This is a genomic window from Rhodococcus sp. PvR099, from assembly GCF_017833315.1.
Lineage (GTDB): Bacteria > Actinomycetota > Actinomycetes > Mycobacteriales > Mycobacteriaceae > Rhodococcus_G > Rhodococcus_G oryzae.
Genome location: NZ_JAFIBV010000001.1, coordinates 4,547,352 through 4,567,307, shown reverse-complemented (window position 1 = coordinate 4,567,307; position 19,956 = coordinate 4,547,352). Strand labels below are relative to the sequence as shown.

At 64.2% G+C, this 19,956-nt stretch carries 18 protein-coding genes; 11 read left to right on the top strand and 7 right to left on the bottom strand.

The window, feature by feature from the left end; all coding sequences use genetic code 11:
- Window positions 1-268: 268 nt before the first annotated feature.
- Complete coding sequence (locus tag JOE46_RS21100; protein ID WP_179800538.1) at window positions 269-775, bottom strand: MarR family winged helix-turn-helix transcriptional regulator; 507 nt, start codon at window positions 773-775, stop codon at window positions 269-271.
- Here JOE46_RS21100 and JOE46_RS21095 point away from each other — a divergent pair.
- Window positions 774-1,856: a substrate-binding domain-containing protein gene (locus JOE46_RS21095; protein WP_179800539.1), complete on the top strand. Its 1,083-nt coding sequence runs from the start codon at window positions 774-776 to the stop codon at window positions 1,854-1,856. The genes JOE46_RS21100 and JOE46_RS21095 overlap by 2 nt on opposite strands.
- A gap of 107 nt (window positions 1,857-1,963) precedes the next feature.
- On the opposite strand, the gene JOE46_RS21090 is transcribed toward JOE46_RS21095, so the two are convergent.
- A complete protein-coding gene (locus JOE46_RS21090) occupies window positions 1,964-3,694 on the bottom strand; it encodes a cytosine permease (RefSeq protein ID WP_209928348.1) in 1,731 nt (576 codons plus the stop codon).
- Window positions 3,695-3,902: 208 nt separating this feature from the next.
- On the opposite strand from JOE46_RS21090, the gene JOE46_RS21085 reads away from it, so the two are divergent.
- The 3 genes from JOE46_RS21085 to JOE46_RS21075 all read left to right on the top strand — a co-directional run bounded on the left by JOE46_RS21085 (window position 3,903) and on the right by JOE46_RS21075 (window position 6,841).
- The gene (locus JOE46_RS21085; protein ID WP_307861317.1) at window positions 3,903-4,205 is read left to right on the top strand and encodes an FmdB family zinc ribbon protein; all 303 of its coding nucleotides are present in this window, start codon (window positions 3,903-3,905) and stop codon (window positions 4,203-4,205) included.
- A gap of 19 nt (window positions 4,206-4,224) precedes the next feature.
- A complete protein-coding gene (gene fmdA, locus JOE46_RS21080) occupies window positions 4,225-5,478 on the top strand; it encodes a formamidase (RefSeq protein WP_097211624.1) in 1,254 nt (417 codons plus the stop codon).
- A 631-nt stretch (window positions 5,479-6,109) separates the two neighbouring features.
- Window positions 6,110-6,841: an AAA family ATPase gene (locus JOE46_RS21075; RefSeq protein ID WP_097211625.1), complete on the top strand. Its 732-nt coding sequence runs from the start codon at window positions 6,110-6,112 to the stop codon at window positions 6,839-6,841.
- Between the two features lie 500 nt (window positions 6,842-7,341).
- Here JOE46_RS21075 and JOE46_RS21070 read toward each other — a convergent pair whose 3' ends face one another.
- The 4 genes from JOE46_RS21070 to JOE46_RS21055 are packed head-to-tail and all read right to left on the bottom strand — an operon-like array spanning window position 7,342 to window position 11,201.
- The gene (locus JOE46_RS21070) at window positions 7,342-7,923 is read right to left on the bottom strand and encodes an ATP/GTP-binding protein (RefSeq protein WP_097211626.1); all 582 of its coding nucleotides are present in this window, start codon (window positions 7,921-7,923) and stop codon (window positions 7,342-7,344) included.
- Between the two features lie 6 nt (window positions 7,924-7,929).
- Entirely contained in the window at window positions 7,930-8,319 is a 390-nt protein-coding gene (locus tag JOE46_RS21065) for a DUF742 domain-containing protein (protein ID WP_097211627.1), read from the bottom strand.
- Between the two features lie 6 nt (window positions 8,320-8,325).
- Window positions 8,326-8,739, bottom strand: coding sequence for a roadblock/LC7 domain-containing protein (locus tag JOE46_RS21060; RefSeq protein WP_097211797.1), 414 nt, complete (start codon window positions 8,737-8,739; stop codon window positions 8,326-8,328).
- 2 nt (window positions 8,740-8,741) lie between these two features.
- The gene (locus tag JOE46_RS21055) at window positions 8,742-11,201 is read right to left on the bottom strand and encodes a nitrate- and nitrite sensing domain-containing protein (RefSeq protein ID WP_097211628.1); all 2,460 of its coding nucleotides are present in this window, start codon (window positions 11,199-11,201) and stop codon (window positions 8,742-8,744) included.
- Window positions 11,202-12,061: 860 nt separating this feature from the next.
- Here JOE46_RS21055 and JOE46_RS21050 point away from each other — a divergent pair.
- Window positions 12,062-12,322, top strand: coding sequence for a hypothetical protein (locus tag JOE46_RS21050; RefSeq protein WP_143548444.1), 261 nt, complete (start codon window positions 12,062-12,064; stop codon window positions 12,320-12,322).
- A gap of 158 nt (window positions 12,323-12,480) precedes the next feature.
- Here the strand turns inward: JOE46_RS21050 and JOE46_RS21045 are convergent, their stop codons facing one another.
- Window positions 12,481-13,518 (bottom strand): alpha/beta fold hydrolase, encoded by a 1,038-nt coding sequence (locus tag JOE46_RS21045; protein ID WP_209928347.1) that lies wholly within the window; start codon window positions 13,516-13,518, stop codon window positions 12,481-12,483.
- 127 nt (window positions 13,519-13,645) lie between these two features.
- Between JOE46_RS21045 and JOE46_RS21040 the strand changes: the two genes are divergently transcribed.
- From JOE46_RS21040 to JOE46_RS21015, 6 genes are all read left to right on the top strand, one after another.
- Complete coding sequence (locus JOE46_RS21040; RefSeq protein ID WP_245221136.1) at window positions 13,646-15,160, top strand: MFS transporter; 1,515 nt, start codon at window positions 13,646-13,648, stop codon at window positions 15,158-15,160.
- The gene (locus JOE46_RS21035; protein WP_245221135.1) at window positions 15,150-15,767 is read left to right on the top strand and encodes a TetR family transcriptional regulator; all 618 of its coding nucleotides are present in this window, start codon (window positions 15,150-15,152) and stop codon (window positions 15,765-15,767) included. The genes JOE46_RS21040 and JOE46_RS21035 overlap by 11 nt, the downstream gene beginning before the upstream one ends.
- Before the next feature lie 162 nt (window positions 15,768-15,929).
- Window positions 15,930-16,601, top strand: coding sequence for an SRPBCC family protein (locus JOE46_RS21030; protein ID WP_097211634.1), 672 nt, complete (start codon window positions 15,930-15,932; stop codon window positions 16,599-16,601).
- A gap of 417 nt (window positions 16,602-17,018) precedes the next feature.
- Window positions 17,019-17,489, top strand: a complete 471-nt coding sequence (locus JOE46_RS21025; protein WP_257017461.1) for an Hsp20/alpha crystallin family protein — start codon at window positions 17,019-17,021, stop codon at window positions 17,487-17,489.
- 994 nt (window positions 17,490-18,483) lie between these two features.
- Complete coding sequence (locus JOE46_RS26600) at window positions 18,484-18,891, top strand: hypothetical protein (RefSeq protein WP_245221133.1); 408 nt, start codon at window positions 18,484-18,486, stop codon at window positions 18,889-18,891.
- 325 nt (window positions 18,892-19,216) lie between these two features.
- Window positions 19,217-19,882 carry a hypothetical protein gene (locus JOE46_RS21015; protein ID WP_097211635.1) on the top strand — a complete coding sequence of 222 codons (666 nt, stop codon included), beginning with the start codon at window positions 19,217-19,219 and terminating at the stop codon, window positions 19,880-19,882.
- Window positions 19,883-19,956 lie beyond the last annotated feature (74 nt).

Sequence of the window (19,956 nt, the reverse complement as noted above, 5' to 3'; positions counted from 1 at the left end):
TGATCCGAACCTCGCGTCGGCCGCTGGGGCCGGTATGCCTCCGCACGGTGGCGGTGGCAGTTCCGATCCGGTCGGGAGCGTCAGGTCACTGTTCGGATCGTCAGGTCGAAACTGGCGCCCGCTGCTAATTCGCCCCGTCAGTCTGCAGTTCCAAGACTGTGGACTGACGGGGCGCGCCATCTGCGGTTCCCATATCCATTCTGAAACCGACATTGGCCGCCCGGTGAACCAGCCTTCCAGTCGGTGAGTCGCCCCAGCGTTCCTGGCTCTAGATCCGGGCAGGCTCGGGGTCGTGCAGTTGTTCGAGGAATGCACTCAATGACCGCGCCAGCCGGCCGTTGTCGTCGGCGAACCGGTCCAGGCCGCCGGCCTCGATGGCGCGGGTCATCTTCTGATGGGTGGCGAGTCCTCGCCTGGTGGGGAAGACGAGCACGCGCCGGCGGTCGGTGTCGTCGACTTTGCGGTGCACGAGGTTGTCGGCGATCATCGCGTCGATCAGCCGGGTCAGGCTGGCCCCGGTGAGCTGTGTCGCGTCGGCGAGTTGCGCCATCGGGTGGCCGGCGGAATCCGCCACGGCGGCAAGTACATGCCAGCGGGCGGTCGAGGTTTCTCCGAGGCAGGTTGAGATGGACCGTTCCAGTTCTTGTGAGGCTTGCCGCACCAGTCGCGTCAACTGCTCGAGCGCGGTGGCGCCGGTGCTATTGTCCACAACGACACTATACAGCGCCGTATGGGATTGTTTCAGATAGAAATATATGGCGGCGGTGAAACCCATGACGAATTCGATCTCGGCTTTCGGTCGCACTCGACAGAGCATCGACATTGCGCTGGTCGTGCCACGCAGCGGTGCGGCTGGAATGTTCGGCCCGTCCTGTGAGGCATCCGCGGACCTGGCCGTCGCAGCCCTCAACGCGGCACGTGGCATTCTTGACCGGCCCGTGAGGCTGCACCCTGTCGACGCCGGGGCGCCGCTGCCGGTATTGGCGGCGCAGATCGACGCGATGGTCAGCTCCGGGTCGATTGACGGCGTCGTCGGCTGGCATCTGTCCGATGCTCGCAAGGTGATCACACCGACGACCGCGGGCCGAGTTCCTTACGTCTACACCACCTTCTACGAGGGCGGTGAGGATTCCGACGGCGTCTACATGGTCGGCGAGACACCGGAGCAGCAGTTGTTCCCGGCAATGAGCTGGCTGCGCGCCGAACTGGGAATCCGCCGCTGGTGTCTGGTCGGCAACGACTACGTGTGGCCACGGGAAACAGCAAGGACAACACGGGAATTCGCCGGCTCAACCGGCATGGACATCGTCGGGGAATCGTTCGTCCCCCTCGGTGGACGCGATTTCACTGCGGCGCTCGAGATGGTTCGGCGCTCGCGGGCACAGGGCGTGTTGTTGTTGATGGTCGGCGCCGACTGTGCCGCCTTCAACGATGCGTTCGCACGGGCCGGCCTCGACGAGGACCGGATCCGGCTGAGCATGATGATCGGCGAGGACGTGCTCTACTCGGGCGGACCGGACAGCACACGCGGATTGTTCACCGCCAGCGGCTATTTCGAGGGCGTGATCTCGTCGGCAGGCATGGATTTCGGTGCCCGCTACCTCGAACACCACGGTCCGGCGGCGCCAGCGCTGAACAACATCGGCGAATCCTGCTACGAGGGGATCCTGCTGTTCGCGGCCTTGGCACAGGCGGCCCGGAGCCTCGACCTGCGTGCGATCGAACGTCATGCCCCCTCCGTTACCTACGGCGGTCCGCGCGGTGAGGTCCGGGTACGCGGAACCCACACCACCCAGCCCGTCTATCTCGCCGCCGCGGACGAACTCGAATTCAACGTGCTCGCCGAATTGACCTGAGATTTGTCGGTGCAAGCCCGGTCGTTTACGGCGGGGAGGATGACAAGCCCTGACCGGACAGTCCCAGCCAGGTCGGGTGAACGACCTGGCCAGGACGCCCATGCCGATCACACGACGCTGTGTGCTTGCCGAAGGCCGAGTCCGTCGGCGTCGACGTCATTCTTGTAGGACGCGGATTGGCACTGCTCGTGACAGTTCTTGGTGAGTGTGCAGCTGAGCGAGGAGATCGGTCCGCCATGGAACGGGCAGTCGTGCACCATGTCGGGTAGTTCGTAGCGCTTCCCGTCCACGATGTCGAGGAGGGTCTGCCCGGCCCACAGTGGTTCCTTTTCGATCTCTTCACGGAGCGGGTTCGGCCGGGCCAGGTAGTATTTGCCGCCGGTGAGGACCGCGATGAGTGGGGTCAGGACCAGTGCGATCGCCAGTGCCAGGTAGGGCGACCACGCCTGTAGGAAGGCGCCGAAAGCTCCGAAGTAGGCGACGATCGAGACCGATGATGCGACCAGCATCGAAACGAATCCGACCGGGTTGATCGGATAGAGGTAGGCCCGCTTGAACTCGATGTAGGGCGGGCTGATCTTGAGGATCCCCTTGTTGATGACGAGATCCGCGACGATGGCTCCGATCCAGGCGATGGCCACGTTGGAGTAGAACCCCAGGATCGTGTTCAGGACGGTGAACATGTTCGCCAGCATCAGTGTCAGCGCGATCGTGATGTGCAGGGCGAGCCAGACGACGCGGCCGGGGTGGACGTGGAGGACGCGGCTGAAGAAGTTCGACCACGACAGCGAACCCGAGTAGGCGTTGGTGACGTTGATCTTGATCTGGGAGAGCAGCACCATGACTGTGGCGATCGCGAGGGCCACGGTGGGGTTGTGGATCATCGAGCCGTAGCTGCCGAGGAACTGCTCGATCGGCTCGGTGGCCCGGGCGAAGCCCACTTCTCCAGCGACGTAGAACGCGAGGAACGCTCCGCAGATCTGTTTGGCGGCACCGAGGATCACCCATCCGGGGCCGGCGGCGAGTACGGCGGCCCACCACCGCAGCGGCGGGGTCTCAGACTTTTCGGGCATGAAACGCAGGTAGTCGACCTGCTCGCCGATCTGTGCGATCAGGGACAGGGCGACGCCGGCGCCCGCGCCGACCGCGATAGCGGTTACCCGTTCAGTGCCGCCGTCTCCGCCCCATGAGAGAAACCCGTCGAAGCCGCTCGGGTCGGCGATCGCGATCATCACCAGCGGCGCGGCGAACAGGATCAGCCACAGCGGCTGTGTCCACACCTGGAATTTCGCCAGTGCAGACATGCCGTAAAGGACGAGCGGAATGATGATGAGGGAGCCGAGCAGGTATCCGACCGGCAGCGGCATGTCAAAGGCCAAATACATCGCCTGGGCCATGATCGCACCCTCGAGTGCGAAGAAGATGAAGCAGAAGCTGGCGTAGATCAGGCTGGTCAGAGTGGACCCAAAGTAGCCGAACCCGGCGCCGCGGGTGAGTAGGTCCATGTCCAGGTTGTACTTCGCGGCGTAGTACGCGATCGGGATACCGGTCAGGAAGATGGTTACCGCTGCGACGAGGATCGCCACGATCGCGCTGGCAGCGCCATGGCTGACGGCGATCGACGCGCCGATGGAGTAGTCGGCGAGATACGCGATGCCTCCCAGTGCGGTCACGGAACAGGCCATCGGACTCCAGCGGCGGAACGACTTCGGTGCGTAGCGCAGCGAATAGTCCTCGATGTTGTCCTTCGCGGCCCACTCCCGGAACCTGGACCAGGTTGTTCGTGTGCCCGTGTCCGTCGGTTGATGCCCGGCGGGTGTTGGCGAGACGGTGCTCATCTGTGTCCTCTCTTGCTGTCGAAGCTGCGGCGTGTCCACGAGCTGCAGTAGGCAAGACGCTAAGGGGAATAGGCCCAAATGGAACTACTTCAGATGGAAATTAACGGGACCGCCACAAGACGCCGCGCACGTAACACGAAGCTCACCTGACGGATTCGCCGCGGTGACCTACCGCGACTTATATCGTCGCCATACGGAATAGCTCCGCATGAAACTAAAGGAGGTGGCCATGCCCTACTACCAGTTCACATGCCGAAGCTGCGGCAGCTTCGACAGCAACTACGCAATGGCCGACGTCCCACTCGAGTCCCCCTGCCCGCACTGCGCAAACCCCAGTGCTCGAAGCTTCGGCGGCGCCGGCCTGATCAGAACTCGGTCCGCGGCCACACGACTGATCGACCAAACGAAACGGACCGCCAGCGAACCCGCAGTCGTCAGCGCGCCACCGTCCAACACCGGAAGCCGGGCCTTCACCCGAAACCCTTTGCACCGCCAGCTCCCCCGCCCCTGATACCGAAAGAAGGTCCGCCATGCCCGAACTGATCTTCCCCCTCGACTCCACCAAGAAGTTCACCGATCAACACATCGTCGGCCACAACCGCTGGCACCCCGACATCCCCGCGGCCGTGACCGTCAAACCGGGCGACGAGTTCCGCGTACACGTCCGCGAATGGTTCGATGGCGCCATCCACAACGACGACTCCGCCGAGGACGTTCTCCATGCCCCGCTCAGCACCGTGCACTGCCTCTCCGGCCCGTTCGCGATCGAAGGCGCACAACCAGGCGACCTGCTTATCGTCGACATCCTCGACATCGGACCGATCCCCCAAGAAGACTCGGGTCCACTCGCCGGCCAAGGCTGGGGATACACGGGCATCTTCGCCACCGAGAACGGCGGCGGATTTCTCACGGAACAGTTTCCCGACGCCTACAAGGCGATCTGGGACTTCAGCGGCCACACCGCCACCTCCCGGCACATCCCCGGGGTCAGCTTCACCGGCATCACGCACCCCGGCCTCATGGGAACCGCCCCCTCCGCTGCGCTGCTGGCAAAGTGGAACACCCGAGAAGGCGCACTGATCGCGACCGACCCGCAGCGGGTACCGCCGCTCGCGCTGCCACCCGAGCCGCAAGACGCGATCCTCGGATCACTGACCGGTACCGCATTCGATCGGGCCGCAGCCGAAGCCGCACGCACCGCCCCACCGCGCGAGAACGGAGGCAACCAGGACATCAAGAACCTCACCCGCGGCAGCCGGGTCTTCTACCCGGTGTTCGTCGACGGCGCGAACCTGTCCGTCGGCGACCTTCACTTCTCCCAAGGCGACGGCGAAATCACCTTCTGCGGCGCCATCGAGATGGGCGGCTTCATCGACCTACGAGTCGATCTGATCAAGAACGGCATGGAGCTCTACGGCGTCGCCGAGAACGCAATCTTCCTGCCGGGCAACGAAGGTCCGAACTACACCGAATTCTTGGCCTTCTCCGGCACCTCGGTCACCCTCGACGGCAAACAGCGCTACCTCGACTCCCAGCTGTCCTTCCAACGTGCCTGCTTGCACGCTATCGACTACCTCACAAAGTTCGGCTACAGCCCGGAGCAGGCCTACCTGCTGCTCGGGGCCGCGCCGATCGAAGGACGCTTTTCCGGGGTGGTCGACATCCCCAACTCATGCGCCACCGTCTACATTCCGACCGCCATATTCGACTTCCCTATCGTCCCGACCGCCGCCGGACCCATCACTATCAACCCTGGCCCCGGCGCCCCCCGAGCCACCCGATAAGGGGTCTGAGGAGTATTGCCGACCGATCTACTGCTCAGCCTCAACCCGCCGACTCATCATGCCTAGAGTCCCAGAACATTCACTGCAACAATGTATTCAGACATGACTCACGCCAAGAACCCTGCATCGGACAGATGCAGGGTTCTTTCCGGCGAGATGCAGTGTCGGTCCCCGGAAGTGAGAGGCCACTGTCGAATTGGTCGCCGTGCTGGAGTGTTGTCAGCCAGAGCTGGATTGGTGACCTGAGGTCCGCGATGCCGGCCGTAGATCCGGGGAGGCGAGCGCGTCCGTCTGACTGCGGGCATCGCGGGGGTGGGGCGTGAATGTCATCAATCTGGAATCCATCCAGACTTGTGTGATTCGAAGCGCCCGTCAAGTGTGATCACCGACTGGTCAACCTATCCAATCCGCATGCAGCCCAGACCGAACAGGCATAGGTGAACACCCCTCCATCCATCCACGAACTGCGACGAACGAGATCGCAAACTCGCAAGAGCGGTGGCCTTCTTCATTTTCGTTGCACGGATCGGTCCGCTCGTCACGGCTGTCCCAGTCGGTTTCTCCGAATCAGGTGAGACTGCTACGAGGTCAGCGCCGACGCGAATCGGCCGTGCTCGCTAGGCTCGGCGCAATGCTCATATGGATCAACGGCGCGTTCGGTGCGGGAAAGACTCAGACTGCGTTCGAGTTGAATCGACGTGTCTCTCGCTCTCACGTCGCCGATCCTGAACTCATCGGATTCGCAATCCACAAGATGCTTCCGGCATCCGCGCGACGCGACTTTCAGGACCGACCCCAGTGGCGATCAGCTGTAGCCGCGACGCTCGCCGACACGGTGGCTGCCCACGACGGTCCAGTGATCGTCCCGATGACGCTGGTCAACCTGGACTATTTCGACGAGATCATGGTGGGTCTGTCCGCCGAAGGGGTTGACGTCAGGCACTTCTCCCTCGTCGCGTCACCAGACACTCTCCGACGTCGACTGCGAACCCGCGCCGGTTACTGGCTGGGTCGCGCTGTGGGAAACGATGAAACCTGGGCTATGCAACAGATCGGCCGGTGCGTGACCGCGCTAGCCACGGAACGATTCACTGAACATGTCGATACCGACGATCGCGCCGTCGACGACGTAGTCGAGCACATTGCGGCACGCACGGACTTACACCTGGCACACGACCGCCTGAACCCCGTCCGCCATCAGCTCCCGCCGGCCGCAGTCGGCATCCGTCACATCAGAAACCTGAGTGGCGATCGGCAAACAGGACGGAGTCGCAGCCGATCGACGAAGAGCGATCGACGCCCGGTGGTCGATCCGTACAGCACCTACCAGTTGGACGACGAGTTACCAGGTGGCGACGTGTAGCGGCCGGCCTTGCGTCCCGCGCGAGCACGACGTCCGGCCGCAAAGATGCCCAGCACCAGAATCCCTGCGAACAGCATCACCCCGCCTACATACGCGACAGCGATCATCTGGTTCGACATAGCTGGTCAACCTATCGCCGATCGCTGTCCCACGGATCGCTGCCCCACTCGTCATCGACGACGTCCAGCCAAGGATCGGGACTGGGATCCGGCGGCCGCGGCGCCTCGTCATCAGCCCGCGCGCTCCGCGGGCCCGGACACGAACTGCGACGGCCGCCCTGCCGCAGGACCTGTCCCCTAACGACCTAGCCCGCAGCATGCCCGAACAGCTCGGCCGCCCCGGCCGCCCCGTCCGCTACGAACGCCAGCCGCTCGACGAGCTGCATGCCACCCCCACTCCCTTCCGGAGGATGGAGAGTGAGTCTGCGACCGCGCAGGCGTGTTCGAACCGCCCGGTGAGTCCGGCGACTGATCCCGCCGCGACGACAAACGTTACGTTGCTCAGGCCACCGCGGTGCTGACCTGGGCGATGAGGTGTTCGACGAGCGTTATCAGTACAGATTTGCACGAATCGCGATCACGAGCGTCGCAAAGCACGATGGGGGTTTCGGTATCGAGGTCGAGTGCCTCACGAACCTCGTCAGTTGTGTAGGCCTGGGCGCTGTCAAAACAGTTCACCGCGACCGCGAACGAGACTCCCCGCCGTTCGAAGAAGTCGATGGCGGCGAACGAGTTCTCCAACCGACGGGTGTCTGCGAGAACGATGGCGCCGAGGGCCCCGCGCACCAGTTCGTCCCAAAGGAACCAGAATCGGTCCTGTCCAGGAGTGCCGAACAGGTACAGAACCAGGCTTTCATCGAGGGTGATACGACCGAAGTCCAGGGCCACGGTGGTCGTGGTCTTACCCTCCACGCCCGACAAATCGTCGATGCCGGTGGATAATTCGGTGATCGTTTCCTCGGTACGCAGTGGTGCGATCTCGCTGACGGAGGCCACCATCGTGGTCTTACCGACTCCGAAGCCGCCGGCTACGAGGATTTTGACCGAAGCAGCCAGGTCGGCTGAGGACGCATTGTCATGCATAGTTGTCTACAGCTTTCGGATTCCATCGAGCACTGCTTGCAAGATGTTCAGGTCGCCGATCCCGGCAATGTCGTTGTAGGAGTCGCTGCTGGCGGGAGCCCGGAAGTTCAGCATTCCCTCGGCGATGAGATCACCGACCAGGATTTTGGTAACCGCCAGAGGCAGATTCAGGTGCGCCGAGACCTCGGCCACCGACTGCGCAATAGAGCACAGCTGAACGATCTCCGCGTACTCCGTTTCGATGTGCTGCAGCCGCGGAGCGGGGGACACGGTCACTACGAGCGTGAGCATGTCGAGATCGTGTCCCGCGCCCATCGTGCGGCCCCGTGTGACGGCGTACGGGCGGACCAGAGGACCGGCCGCATCGTCGAACCACGATTGACCTATACCTGTCACGGCAACCTACGCTCCCTGCTCGGCCACACCGTTACGAGGATGGGCGGACAGATAGCTACCGACACGCTGCACAGTCAGGTTCATTTCATACGCGACCATACCCAGATTCGCGGTGTCGACGGCTTGCAACGCGATACATGCGTTGCTTCCGGCCGCCGTCACGAACAACACCGCCTTCTCGAGCTCGATGACGGCCTGGCGAACGCCGCCGCCTTGAAAGCGATGTCCCGCGCTGCGGGCCAGTCCGTACAGGGTGGCCGACATGGCGCCGAAGTGCTCGGCGTCCTCACGGCTCATGGACGTGGACCGGCCCAGCAGCAGACCATCGGTGGAAAGCACGACTGCGTAGCGCACCCCGGCAAGACGATTGACCAGATCGTCGAGAAGCCAGTTCAGATCACCTGTGTTAGAAGTCGTCACGTTCACCTTCCTTCACCTTCCATTTCGTCCCTCGTTGTATACCCCTGCGGTGGTTCCGAATGGCGAGCCTGCTGGGTACCGTACGCGATGGCGGACATCAGATCTCGCGCTTCCTCCGCCGATCGTGACGGCTGCTGCGCGTCCACCTCGAGTTGAGTGTCGTGCGCCAGCTCCGGCGCCAGACTGGCCTGCCGGCGCCGGCGAGGCAGGCTTGGGCGAACGCCACCGCCGTTGTCGGGCAACGGTTGCGGGGTGAGGGCCTCCGGCTCGACAGCGGGGGTCGGCGGCTCATGCCACGGCGTTGCCACAGAAGATTCCGTGTACTCGGTGTGCGGCGCGCTATCGATGCGCTCGACATTCGACCACGCCTGTGGCGGGGCCACCGACTGCACTGGCTGTTCGATGGGAGGCGCTGGAGCCGGGGGTGCCAGTGTCGCGACACCCGCTGCAGCCGAGACCGATTCGGATGAATCGAGGTCCGGTATCGCAGTGGCTATCCGCCTCTCGGGCCGATGTCCGGCGAACCGATCCGGCTGATGGCCAGCTACAGGTGTCGCATCGGCGGCGACCACCGAGTTCGGCACCAGCACGATGGCGCGAACGCCGCCGTACTCGGATTCGGTTAGCTGCACAGAGATTCCGTGCCGTCCACCCAGTTGTGAAACGATGAACAAGCCCAGGCGTGAAGTCGCAGAGAGCGTTTCGACTCCGAAATCCGGTGGATTGCGCAGCATCTCGTTGACGCGGTCGAGTTCTTCGACGGACATTCCCATGCCCTGATCAGTGATCTCGATCGCGACACCCTTGCCGACCACGTTGCCGCTCACCTCGACGCGCGACTGCGGCGGGGAGAACGCCGTCGCGTTGTCGATCAGTTCGGCGAGCAGGTGGATGAGGTCGGCGACCACATTGCCGACGATGAACACCTGAGGCATGCGGCGGGTGTGCACCCGCGCGTAGTCGAGGCTCTCGCCGGTCGCGCTACGCACCAGATCGACCAGTGGCACCGGACTCCGCCACTGCCGGCCGGGCTCGCCACCACCGAGGATGATGAGGTTCTCGGCGTTGCGGCGTTCGCGGGTCGCCAGGTGGTCGAGTCGGAAGAATGTCTCCAGCAGGGCGGGATCCTCTTGGCTTTGTTCGGCCTCGTCCAGGACCTCGAGTTGCCGGTGCACCACCATCTGGCTTCGGTGGGCGATGTTGAGGAACACCGCGCGCACGCCCTCGCGGGTGCGGGCCTCGGTGACCGCGGCGGAAACGGCTGCTGTGTGTGCACGGTTGAAGGCCTGTGCCACCGAGCCGATTTCGTCGTCACCGAAGTCCAGGTGCGCAGCTTTGGGATCGATTTGCTCGCCCGCACCCAGCTTGCGCATGGTTTCGGGCAGTTCGACCTCTGCCAGGTCCAGCGTTTCCTTGCGTAGGCGCGTGAGCCGCCCGATCAGTCGGTTGGCCATCCATAGCGACAGCAGGAACGCGACGAGCGCAAGCGCGAGCACAGCGGCACCCGCCCACAGTGAGTTCGCCGCGGTGCGTTTGCCCTCGTCGGCAGCGATCTGGTTCGCATGGTCGTTCAGGCCTTTCCATGCGCCGATCACCCCTGCAGACAGCTGTTCCTGCGCGGTCTGCCATTCGGCAAAGGTCATTGGCGGTGGCGGGACGTCACCGTTCTTGTCCGACTTCGGCGGATTGATGAGGTAGTCCTCCATCGCGGCCACCTGCTGCCAGCTGGGAGAGGCCAGCGCTGCCTGGATCTTCTCAGCTGCTGGATCAGCGCCCAGGTCGGCGGCGAGCTGCGGAAGTGCGGTCCGGTAGAACCCGACCAGATTTCGATAGTCGTTGCGCAGTGGACCGCTGCTGAGCTGCCCCTGTAGTTCGGCAGCGGTGAGCGCGGCGGAACGCGACATTCCCTCCATCGCGTGCAGGACGCGCACGCCATTGATCAGCGTGACGCCGACCTGGGCGTTGGGTGCGTTGCCGGTGATGAGGTTGGTGCCGAGCGCAACCGCATCGAGAATCGTGTTGTAGAGGGCGAATGTGTCCTCGATCGGCATTCTTCCTGCATCGATCTGACCGCGAATCTGGGGCAGGCGAGCCAACAAGGTGTCGAATCCACCCGTGTCGGCACCCATGGTGCCCTGCGACGCGCTCTGCAGCCTCGATGAGTAGGGGGCCAGCTCTGCGAACGCGGTGTCGAGCTTGTTCCGTGCTGCGGCGAGCGCGGCCGGATCGCTCTGTTCACCGGACAGATGCCACAGCGACAGCATCCGTTCCTGTTCTACCCCGGCAACCACGTCGCGAGCGAGGCTCACGGCATCTCCGTTCGCTGCCGCCCATTGTTCGGACTGTCGGCCCTCACGTATCAGGTATCCCGCCGTGCCTACACCGATTCCGAGCAACGCCAGGCTTGGAACCAATGCGATGGCCAGGATCCGGGCTCGGACACCGAGGCGCACTTTCAACATCGGGGGAATATAACTGGTCGAATTCCTACCGCGTACGTCGGCCTCGCCACCCCGAACTTTCTTGATTCGGCTGGGCCGCTTGGTGTTTAACCCTAAACTCGGGCGGGTCGAGGTGGGTTGCAAGGCTAACGAATTTTCTCTCTCTTCGTAGTGCCTCTAGAGACGATGGCGGACCTGGCCGATGGGGACTGCCCCGGCTGTGTCCCGTGCGGCCGACCTCATCGAAGCGATGCGCGCGAGTGCGTTGAATGATCGGCCGTTGGAACGCGGATGAAGGCGGATGAAGGCGGGCCCAGCCTGGCCACCTTCGTCGCCCACCGGCGAGGCGACTGAGCCGACGGTAGCCCAAATCTGCGCCACGGACTTCCACCTGGCACACGACCGCCTGAACCCCGTCCGCGATCAGCTCCGGCGGGCCGCAGATGCCGTCGACGAGGATGATGGCTACCAGTTGGACGACGAGTTACCAGGTCGCGACGTGTAGCGGCCGGCCTTGCGTCCCGCGCGAGCACGACGTCCGGCCGCAAAGATGCCCAGCAGCAGAATCCCTGCGAACAGCATCACCCCGCCTACATACGCGACAGCGATCATCTGGTTCGACATAGCTGGTCAACCTATCGCCGATCGCTGTCCCACGGATTGCCGCCCAGTCGTCGTCGACGGCGTCCATCCAGGGATCCGGCGGCAGCGGGAGCTCGTCATCCGTCCGCGCGCGCCATTCTGTGTAGAGAAATCGACACCGGGACAACGGGATTCTCGATGCCACCGATGCGATCGAATCAGCCACCAACCGGACGGGCGATATATATGGTTTCCACGACGTCACTCGGCGTCGAACAGCACTAGTGGAGAGGATCACCTTGAAGCGTTCAATCATCGTTGCGTTGGCCAGCGCAGCCATCGCCCTCGGCACCGCGGCTTCGGCATCGGCCGCGCCGGTCAACCTCGGAAATCCGGCTGATGTCGCCGATTCCGGCAGCAGCAACTTCTTCAATGCAACCCCTGGCCACAACTCCGGATCCACCGACCTCGCGAACAGTGTGGGACTGGCTCCGTTTGACTTGCTGTGCAGGCTGCTCACCGGCGAGCCGCTAATAGCCTGTATTCCACACGATTTGTGACCCCATGAATGGGTTGCGAAGCCGATGACACACCGTGCGTCCTCGCCCTGTCCGCACAAAACCTGGCTCCGCGCCGAGTCGCCACAATGGTGTTGGTGAACACTCCCCGCCCCTGCCCCGCCACCAATTCAGTGGTGTCACACAGCAACACGACATCATCACGGCATGGCCGCCCCTCGCCTCGCCTGCTGTCCAACCCCTTCGCCGACCACGGATTCCGGCTGGAGGACCAGCATGGCGGCGAGCAGTTGATCCCAGGCGGTGGCCGGAAGTTCGTGGCCGATGCCGTTCAGGGGGAGCAGGTCGGCGCCGGGGATCTCGCGAGCCATGGCCTGTCCGTTGCCGTACGGAAAGAACGGGTCATCGGTACCGTGGACGACGAGGGTCGGCACGGCGATGTCGCCCAGGCGCTCCCGCCAGCGGTCGCCCGCCTCGGCAAATGCCAGGTTGCGCATGCTGGAGGCCATGTTGGTGGTGCGGTCGACCATTCGGGTCATCTGCTGACGCGCCTCCTGTTCGTCGAATCCGAGTGCGCCCGCTCGTACCCGGGCCTGTTCGACGCCGTAGTCGATCACCGCAGCCCGGTCGGACCAGTCCGGATCGGCTGCCTTGGTAAAGAACTCCACGATCCGGTCCGAGTGTTCGGGTAGATCCGTGTCCGCCGGGCCCGGGGAGGTCGGACGGGTGTTGATCAGGGTCAGCGCCGACATACGGCCGGGATGGTCGAGGGCGGCAAGCTGACAGATCCATCCGGCCACCGAGAAGCCCACCAGGTGAGCTCGCGGAAGTTCGAAGACATCCATCAGTCCAATGATGTCCGAGACCAAGTCACGGAGGCTGTAGCCGGGAGAGCCGGTCGCATAACTAGTCGACCGGCCAGTGTCGCGGATGTCATAGCGCAGGACGAACCGACCAGCTCCGGCAAGCTGCTCGCAGAACCGGTCGTCCCAGAACAATCTCGATGTGCACGGCAGCACCACCGGCGGCTGCTTCCGGTCCCCAAATGTGGTCACACACAGGTCGGCGTCACCGACGGCGACCAGGCGCTCTGGCGATCGTTGAATATGAAGCGGCATGGCGACTCCTCCACGGTTGCATCTCGCAAGAAGAGACCACTTCCGCGGCTCTAACTCATCGGTCCGGGTGCCCTTCCATGACCAGCGACGAAGCCGAGCGCCAACCACGCTGGAAATCATCCATCCATCGCCGTCCACCGCCATCCAGCGGGCAGGTGCCGAATGGATGACGCTTCAAGTTTTGACAGTTACTACTAAATGCGAGACACTCTCATTATCGAGTAGAACCCAAATGATTGGAACTGCCATGAAAGCACCAGGCGTGCGCCGTTGGCTGGCCCTCGGCGCCCTGGCCGTCGCCATGCTGACCATCGGACTCGACGTCACCGTCCTGACCGTCGCCCTGCCCACCCTCGCCGTCGACCTGCACGCCGACACCGCCGCGCTGCAGTGGTTCAGCGGCGCGTACACCCTCGCCCTCGCCGCCTTCATGCTTCCGGCCGGCGCGCTTGGTGACCGCTACGGACGCAAGAAGTTCCTGCTCGCCGCCCTGCTGCTGTTCGGCGCGGCCTCGATCGCCTGCGCCTTCGCGGCCTCCTCCGGACAGCTCATCGCCGCCCGCGTGGTGCTCGGCGTCGCGGCGGCCGCCATGATGCCGCTGTCCATGTCGGTGCTGCCCGGCCTGTTCCCCGAACCGGCGCTGCGTCAGCGCGCCCTCACCATCTGGATCACCTCCACCGCCATCGGCCTGCCGCTCGGCCCGATCCTCGGCGGCTGGCTGCTGCAGAACTTCTGGTGGGGTTCGGTGTTCCTGCTCAATGTGCCCATGGTGGCCATCGGGGCGACCGCCGTCGCGCTACTGGTGCCAGAATCGAGCTCCGACAACAAGTTCCGGCTCGATCTGCCGGGTGTCGCCCTGTCGATCGCCGGAATGCTCGGTCTTACATACGGTTTCATTCGCTGCGGACAGGAGGGCTGGGATGATGGCCTCGCCTGGGCGGCCATTCTCGGCGGCGCGCTCGTGCTCGGGGCGTTCGTGCTGTGGCAGCGGCGCGCGGCCTATCCGCTGATCGACCTCGGCCTCTTCGGCGCACGCGGATTCCGCTGGGGCACCGTCTATCTGGTCCTGGTCAACTTCGCCATGTTCGGCATCTTCTTCACCATGCCGCAGTACTTCCAGTCCGTGCTCGGCACCGACACCCTCGGGAGCGGACTGCGGCTGCTGCCACTCATCGGCGGGCTCGCCGTCGGTAGCCGGGTGGTGGACAGGGTGCTGCCCAAGGCTGGGCTGCGCGCAGTGCTGACCGCCGGATTCGCGCTGCTCGCAGCCGGACTCGGCATGGGTGCACTGCTCACCGTGGACAGCGGCTACGGGCTCGCGGCCACCGCGCTGGTCCTGCTCGGCTTCGGCATGGGGCTGGTCATGCCCGCCGCCATGGGTCTGGCCATGGACGACCTCACCCCCGAACGCGCCGGCTCCGGCTCCGCACTGCTGCAGGCGCTGCGGCAGGCGGCGGGAACCATCGGCGTCGCCGTGCTAGGCACCGTGTTGTCCACGCAGTACCGTTCCAGCCTCGGCGAGCTCAACCACGACCCCGTCTCCGACGGTGTCAACGCCGGGATGGGAGTCGGGCACAAACTCGGCGATCCGGCCATGCTCACCCACGTGCAGACGGCGTTCATGGACGGCATGAGCGTCATGCTCTGGGTGTGCGCCGCGATCTGCCTCGCCGCCACCGTTCTGGCCGCGACGCTGACCCAGCGAAAGCCGGTGACACCGGAGCCCGAGACCGATGCTGCACAATCGGTTCATGCCAGCTGAGTCCACCAACGCTCTACATTCCGAAGAACCCGCACGTCGGCCCAAGCCGACGCTGCGGGAACGGAAGAAGGAACGCACTCGGCGCACCATCCGCACCGAGGCGTTCCGCCTCTTCCGGGAGCAGGGCTATACCGAGACCACCGTCGAACAGATCGCGGAGGCCGCGGACATCTCGCCCAGCACCTTCTTCCGCTACTTCCCGTCCAAGGAGCAGGTGGTACTCGCCGACGACCTGGATCCGGTCATGATCCAGGCCATCGAACGCCAACCGGCCGATATGCCGCTGCTCGCGGCCTTCCGCCAGGCCACCATCGAATCCTTCGAGGAGATCTCCGACGAGGACTACGCGTTCGAGAAGGAACGGATCAACCTGGTGTACTCGGTGCCGGAACTGCGCGGTGTCATCGCCCGGGAATTCGAGCGCAATATCGAACTGGTCGTGGGACTCGCGGTGGCGCGAACCGGGCGCAGCACAGAGGATTTCGAGATCCGCGCACTTGCGGGCGCGCTCACAGGGGCCATGCTGGCGCAGATGGGGCGCGACCCGTTCGATCTCGATCAGATCCTGCGCATCATCGATTTCCTGGGTTCCGGAATGCCGATCTAGACCGGCCGCACGCCGGTCAGGCTCGCCACCGTGTCGTCGCTTGGTGTCGAGAAGAATCCGCCCTCCACGTCAACGAGGCCGTGTCGTTTGAAGGCACGGGCGGCGTATCATTCGCCCGGTCGCCGAAGGGCGGCAGCGGTCTCGACGGATGAGGAAACGCGAATGGTCGAACGTCCTGAGCAGATCTGCGGACAGCGAGCCGGGAGCTCGGCACCCAAGCTTGTCGCAGCCTGCGTGCTGGCCGCCTGCATCACGCTGGGCGGCACGGGAGTCGCCGGGGCCGATCCCGATTCGGGTTCCTCGTCCGCACTGGACGCGGAATGGGAGGCCTCGTGGGCCGCCTACGAGTTCGAGGAGAGCCAGGCCGGTTCGGCACTGGTGACGGTGAACGTCGACCTGCCGGTCACCATCGACGCGCCCATCGATCGCGTGTTCCCGGCGTATTCGAACTTCTCCAACGGCTTCGGACGGCACCCGTTCCTGAAGGGCGTGCTCGATCGCCGCAAGTTCACCGAGGGTGGCGCCGACGTATGGGAGTTCATCGCCCTCGAGAACATCCCGGCAGGTCCGATGTCGATCCCGGGACGCACCGTCGGGCAGCAGCGGGTGTACGCCGCCGACCACTGGTACAGCACCGATACCTGGGACATGCCCGGCGTGATCACCCACCAGAAGGTCACCTTCGCCGAGGACGGCGACGCGACCACGGTCACCGAGCACCTGACGTTCTCGGCGCCGGCGGCGCTGATCGACTACACCGTGCAGAACGGCGTGTCCTCGCACATCGCGAACCAGCAGGCCATGCAACGCGACATCGAAAACGGCACGCTCTAGGCGCTGATCGCGCCGGCCGAGGGCCAACCGCGCTCATATCTGTGATCACGGGGCATCGAGGCGGTGATCGCCGAGCCGGAGTGATGCTCGCAGCCCGCAACGGAATGCTCAGCATCCCGCCGGCGGAGCCGGTGCGACTGCGGATCAACTCCTGGATCCGAGCCCAGCACCTGTCCGACAACGTCGTCGACAGCGTCAGATGTCACCGCCTGTCAGAAGCGACGCAGACTCGTCCGCACCGACGCATAGGAGCGCCTGGACTGCCCCGAGCTCCACTGACTCGTCAACCAAACCGGGGGCAATCCCCTGGCACTGGCACTAGTGCCTGCGAAGTGCTAAACCGAAAGGAGTACAGCCGAGCCGATATCCCACCACGGTGGCGGGGTGCGGCCCACCAACCTGTAGGAGGTGGTTGCTGTGCCACTTCGATTCGATCCATTCCGCGATTTCGACAGGCTCACCGAGCAGGTGCTCGGGGCGTCGGCCGGATCCGCCCGGGCCCCACGGTTCATGCCGATGGACCTCTACCGGTCCGGCGATCACTACGTACTGCACGCCGACCTTCCGGGTGTGGACCCAGGTTCCGTCGAGGTCAGCGTCGAAGGCGGCATCCTCACGGTGAAGGCCCAGCGCAGCGAGCGCACCGAACATGATGTGCAGTGGCTGGCCTCTGAACGTTTCGCCGGGGGTTACATGCGCCAACTGTCTCTCGGCGACGGAATTGACTCCGAGCACATCGCCGCGACCTATCAGAATGGGGTGCTCACGGTCACCCTCCCGGTGGTGGAGAAGGCCAAGCCCAGGCGCATCGAGATCACTCCCGGCGCGAGTGAGGAAAGGAAGATCATCGAGCCCGCCGACGCACCCGAGCAGGCCAACAAGACGTAGATTCTTCACAGGACGGGTTCAAGCTTGCCGGGGCGGTCAGCGCGGGTCGGCGGCGGATAGGCGTGCGGATCGACGACGGCATCCCCGTCAAGCGATCTCGACTGGCTTCGCCCTCGATCGCGTCTAGCTAAGTGCGCGTCCCCAGCTCCAAAGGACGTTTGCGTGGGCCCGCTCGAGTTCTCGATTCTCCGCCCTTCGAGCAGTTGCGGGGCGACGACCGGCTCGCTCCAGCGCTACTTCGCGCCCCAAGTTGTGATCCCCCTGACCGGTCCCCTTGCCGGTGCCTTCTCGTCGTGCTTGCGAGTGAGGTTTCTGGCGACCGCTAGGACAGCGCGCGCTGTCGTCGCCCTGGCTGACTTGTCGGCATCACCTGTGCGCTGAGAGTGCTGGCGCGGACGAGAGGCATTGCCGCTACTCGGACTCGACCACATGGCCGTCTGGGTTTACGCCCCACCATCCGCCGCAGAGGAGGAGCTCCGATCCGAATCTGCTGTCGCGAATCACGATCGTCCTGTTCGGATCAGGCCGCACAGGATCGTCGTCACGAGTGTCAACTCCTCATGAAGAAGCTGGGAACCAGCGAGCACCACAAGTTGACAGATTCGAAATATACCGAATGCCGTCGGGGTTTTTCGGTGCGCGAGAGTCGGTTTCAGATCAGGTTCGACTGCCATTAAACAGATCCCGCCGCACCCGGTCTAATATATGTGCGCCAAGTGCGAGTCCAGATCGGACGGGTCACGACGAGAATTCAGCGTCTTGCACGCGGCACGCATCGCGCGCGAGCCGTGCCCAGAGATTGCACGAACTTCTGCCGCTGGTCGTATGACAGGCGACTCGAGTCATCGACTGACAGGTTCCGGCGTCGACCTCTGAGACCGACGCCGGCTATGTCTATCCTCCGCCGTACCACCAACCACTGTGTCGCTACGAACCGCTACTCTCCTACCCACTGCGATCAACAAGGTCGGACTCGTGGACGAATGGAGCGATGATGGGCATCCAGGGATGCAGCGAGTCCGGAACCCCCGATGGTGCAGAAGCAGCGGCGACGAGTATTCCTGCACCGCTTCTTCGGGACTACCGCCACATCGGAGGAATCGAATCAATCGCGGTCGACGGCACTCGGTACTTCTTCGGCTACGACTTCAGCGAGGATCTGGTGCTTTCCCCACTCATCGACGACACCGAACTCATGTCGGTCTTCGCGGAGACGCACATGGAGCAGCGGGACGGCCTGCACGATCGCCAGTACTGGCGGGATCTCGTTGATGGATCACTCGAATACTCAGGGTTGGCGGAGCCGGAATCTTGCTCCTTCGAGTCCGACCAACTGCGCTTGATCGTCACCTCGCTGAACAATATTGCCGAGACCGGAGTGCCGGCGCCTGACTTCGACTAACCCTACCACCTGAGATTCCTGTTGTCCTCCGCCGGGCAGTGGGAAGAGCAATTCACCGCAACCGAAGAGGGCATGACGGCCCTCCAGGGCATCGAGAGCTCTGCCGGAGGGACCACGCTCGAGCAGATCGCTCGGGACGTTCTCCTCGAGACTCGGAATGCGATGAATGTTGCTGGGGGAAACTGGGCAGAGGTCTTCAACGCACTCGCACACTGACGACGCGGTACCGCTCCCCGACGCTGAATCCACCCGTGGATCGACGAAAGCTAGCATCGTCGCTGCCGGGCGATTTGCCCGGTTCCGCTCGTTATCCGGAGGTGGCGCTGTGAGCGCGTTGTCGAACCCGAACACGTTCCCGCCCTACGCCACCCTGCCCGACCTGCCCCTCGACGAGGACGGCCGCGTTGAGCTGACCCGGCAGATCTGGGATCAGCTGATCACCGGCCGCGGCGACGCCGACGATTTCGTCGACACCTACGGCGACGACTACGACCTCACCGACGAGCAGCTCCGGGCGGCGTTCGCCGCGCTCCGAACCGCACGGCTGCTCCAGCAGACGGAGATCGGCCCGTACACCTCCCGCACGATCGCCGCGTTCGAGGAGCTCAATGCCAACGGCGTGGTCGCCCGCGCGGACTTCTCCTGCTGCGGCAGCTGCGCGTCCGGCGAGATCTGGGGCGAGCTCGACGACAGCCGCCACTGGATGGGCTACGCCTACTTCCACCAACAGGACACCAGCGGTCTCATCGAGGACGGCGAGACCTATATCGGGTACGGCGCGTTCCCGCCCGAGGACTTCGACGAGGCCACCTACGACACGCTCAGCGATGACGCGAAACAAGACCTCTACACGGCCGACGTGACGCGCCTGCTCGACGACGTGATGTTCCCCGTCTTCCTGCGGCACGGCATCGAGCCGGAATGGAACCGCGACCTGGGCACGAGGGTGCTGCTCAAGAACGCCGACTGGTACAGCCCGATCGAGGCGTAGCGCCCGGTCGAGTGGGCGTAGCCGCACGTGGGGACCGAAATACGGCATGGACAGGTCGGGACCGGATCGGTCCG

Excerpts from the sequence above, each read along its gene's own strand:
- JOE46_RS21090 (WP_209928348.1), bottom strand. The coding sequence starts at position 3,694 with ATGAGCACCGTCTCGCCAACACCCGCCGGGCATCAACCGACGGACACG.
- JOE46_RS21095 (WP_179800539.1), top strand. The coding sequence starts at position 774 with ATGACGAATTCGATCTCGGCTTTCGGTCGCACTCGACAGAGCATCGAC.
- JOE46_RS21075 (WP_097211625.1), top strand. The coding sequence starts at position 6,110 with ATGCTCATATGGATCAACGGCGCGTTCGGTGCGGGAAAGACTCAGACT.
- JOE46_RS21055 (WP_097211628.1), bottom strand. The coding sequence starts at position 11,201 with ATGTTGAAAGTGCGCCTCGGTGTCCGAGCCCGGATCCTGGCCATCGCA.
- JOE46_RS21045 (WP_209928347.1), bottom strand. The coding sequence starts at position 13,518 with ATGATTTCCAGCGTGGTTGGCGCTCGGCTTCGTCGCTGGTCATGGAAG.
- JOE46_RS21040 (WP_245221136.1), top strand. The coding sequence starts at position 13,646 with ATGAAAGCACCAGGCGTGCGCCGTTGGCTGGCCCTCGGCGCCCTGGCC.
- JOE46_RS21085 (WP_307861317.1), top strand. The coding sequence starts at position 3,903 with ATGAAACTAAAGGAGGTGGCCATGCCCTACTACCAGTTCACATGCCGA.
- JOE46_RS21035 (WP_245221135.1), top strand. The coding sequence starts at position 15,150 with ATGCCAGCTGAGTCCACCAACGCTCTACATTCCGAAGAACCCGCACGT.
- JOE46_RS21100 (WP_179800538.1), bottom strand. The coding sequence starts at position 775 with ATGGGTTTCACCGCCGCCATATATTTCTATCTGAAACAATCCCATACG.
- JOE46_RS26600 (WP_245221133.1), top strand. The coding sequence starts at position 18,484 with ATGGGCATCCAGGGATGCAGCGAGTCCGGAACCCCCGATGGTGCAGAA.
- JOE46_RS21030 (WP_097211634.1), top strand. The coding sequence starts at position 15,930 with ATGGTCGAACGTCCTGAGCAGATCTGCGGACAGCGAGCCGGGAGCTCG.
- fmdA (WP_097211624.1), top strand. The coding sequence starts at position 4,225 with ATGCCCGAACTGATCTTCCCCCTCGACTCCACCAAGAAGTTCACCGAT.
- JOE46_RS21070 (WP_097211626.1), bottom strand. The coding sequence starts at position 7,923 with ATGCATGACAATGCGTCCTCAGCCGACCTGGCTGCTTCGGTCAAAATC.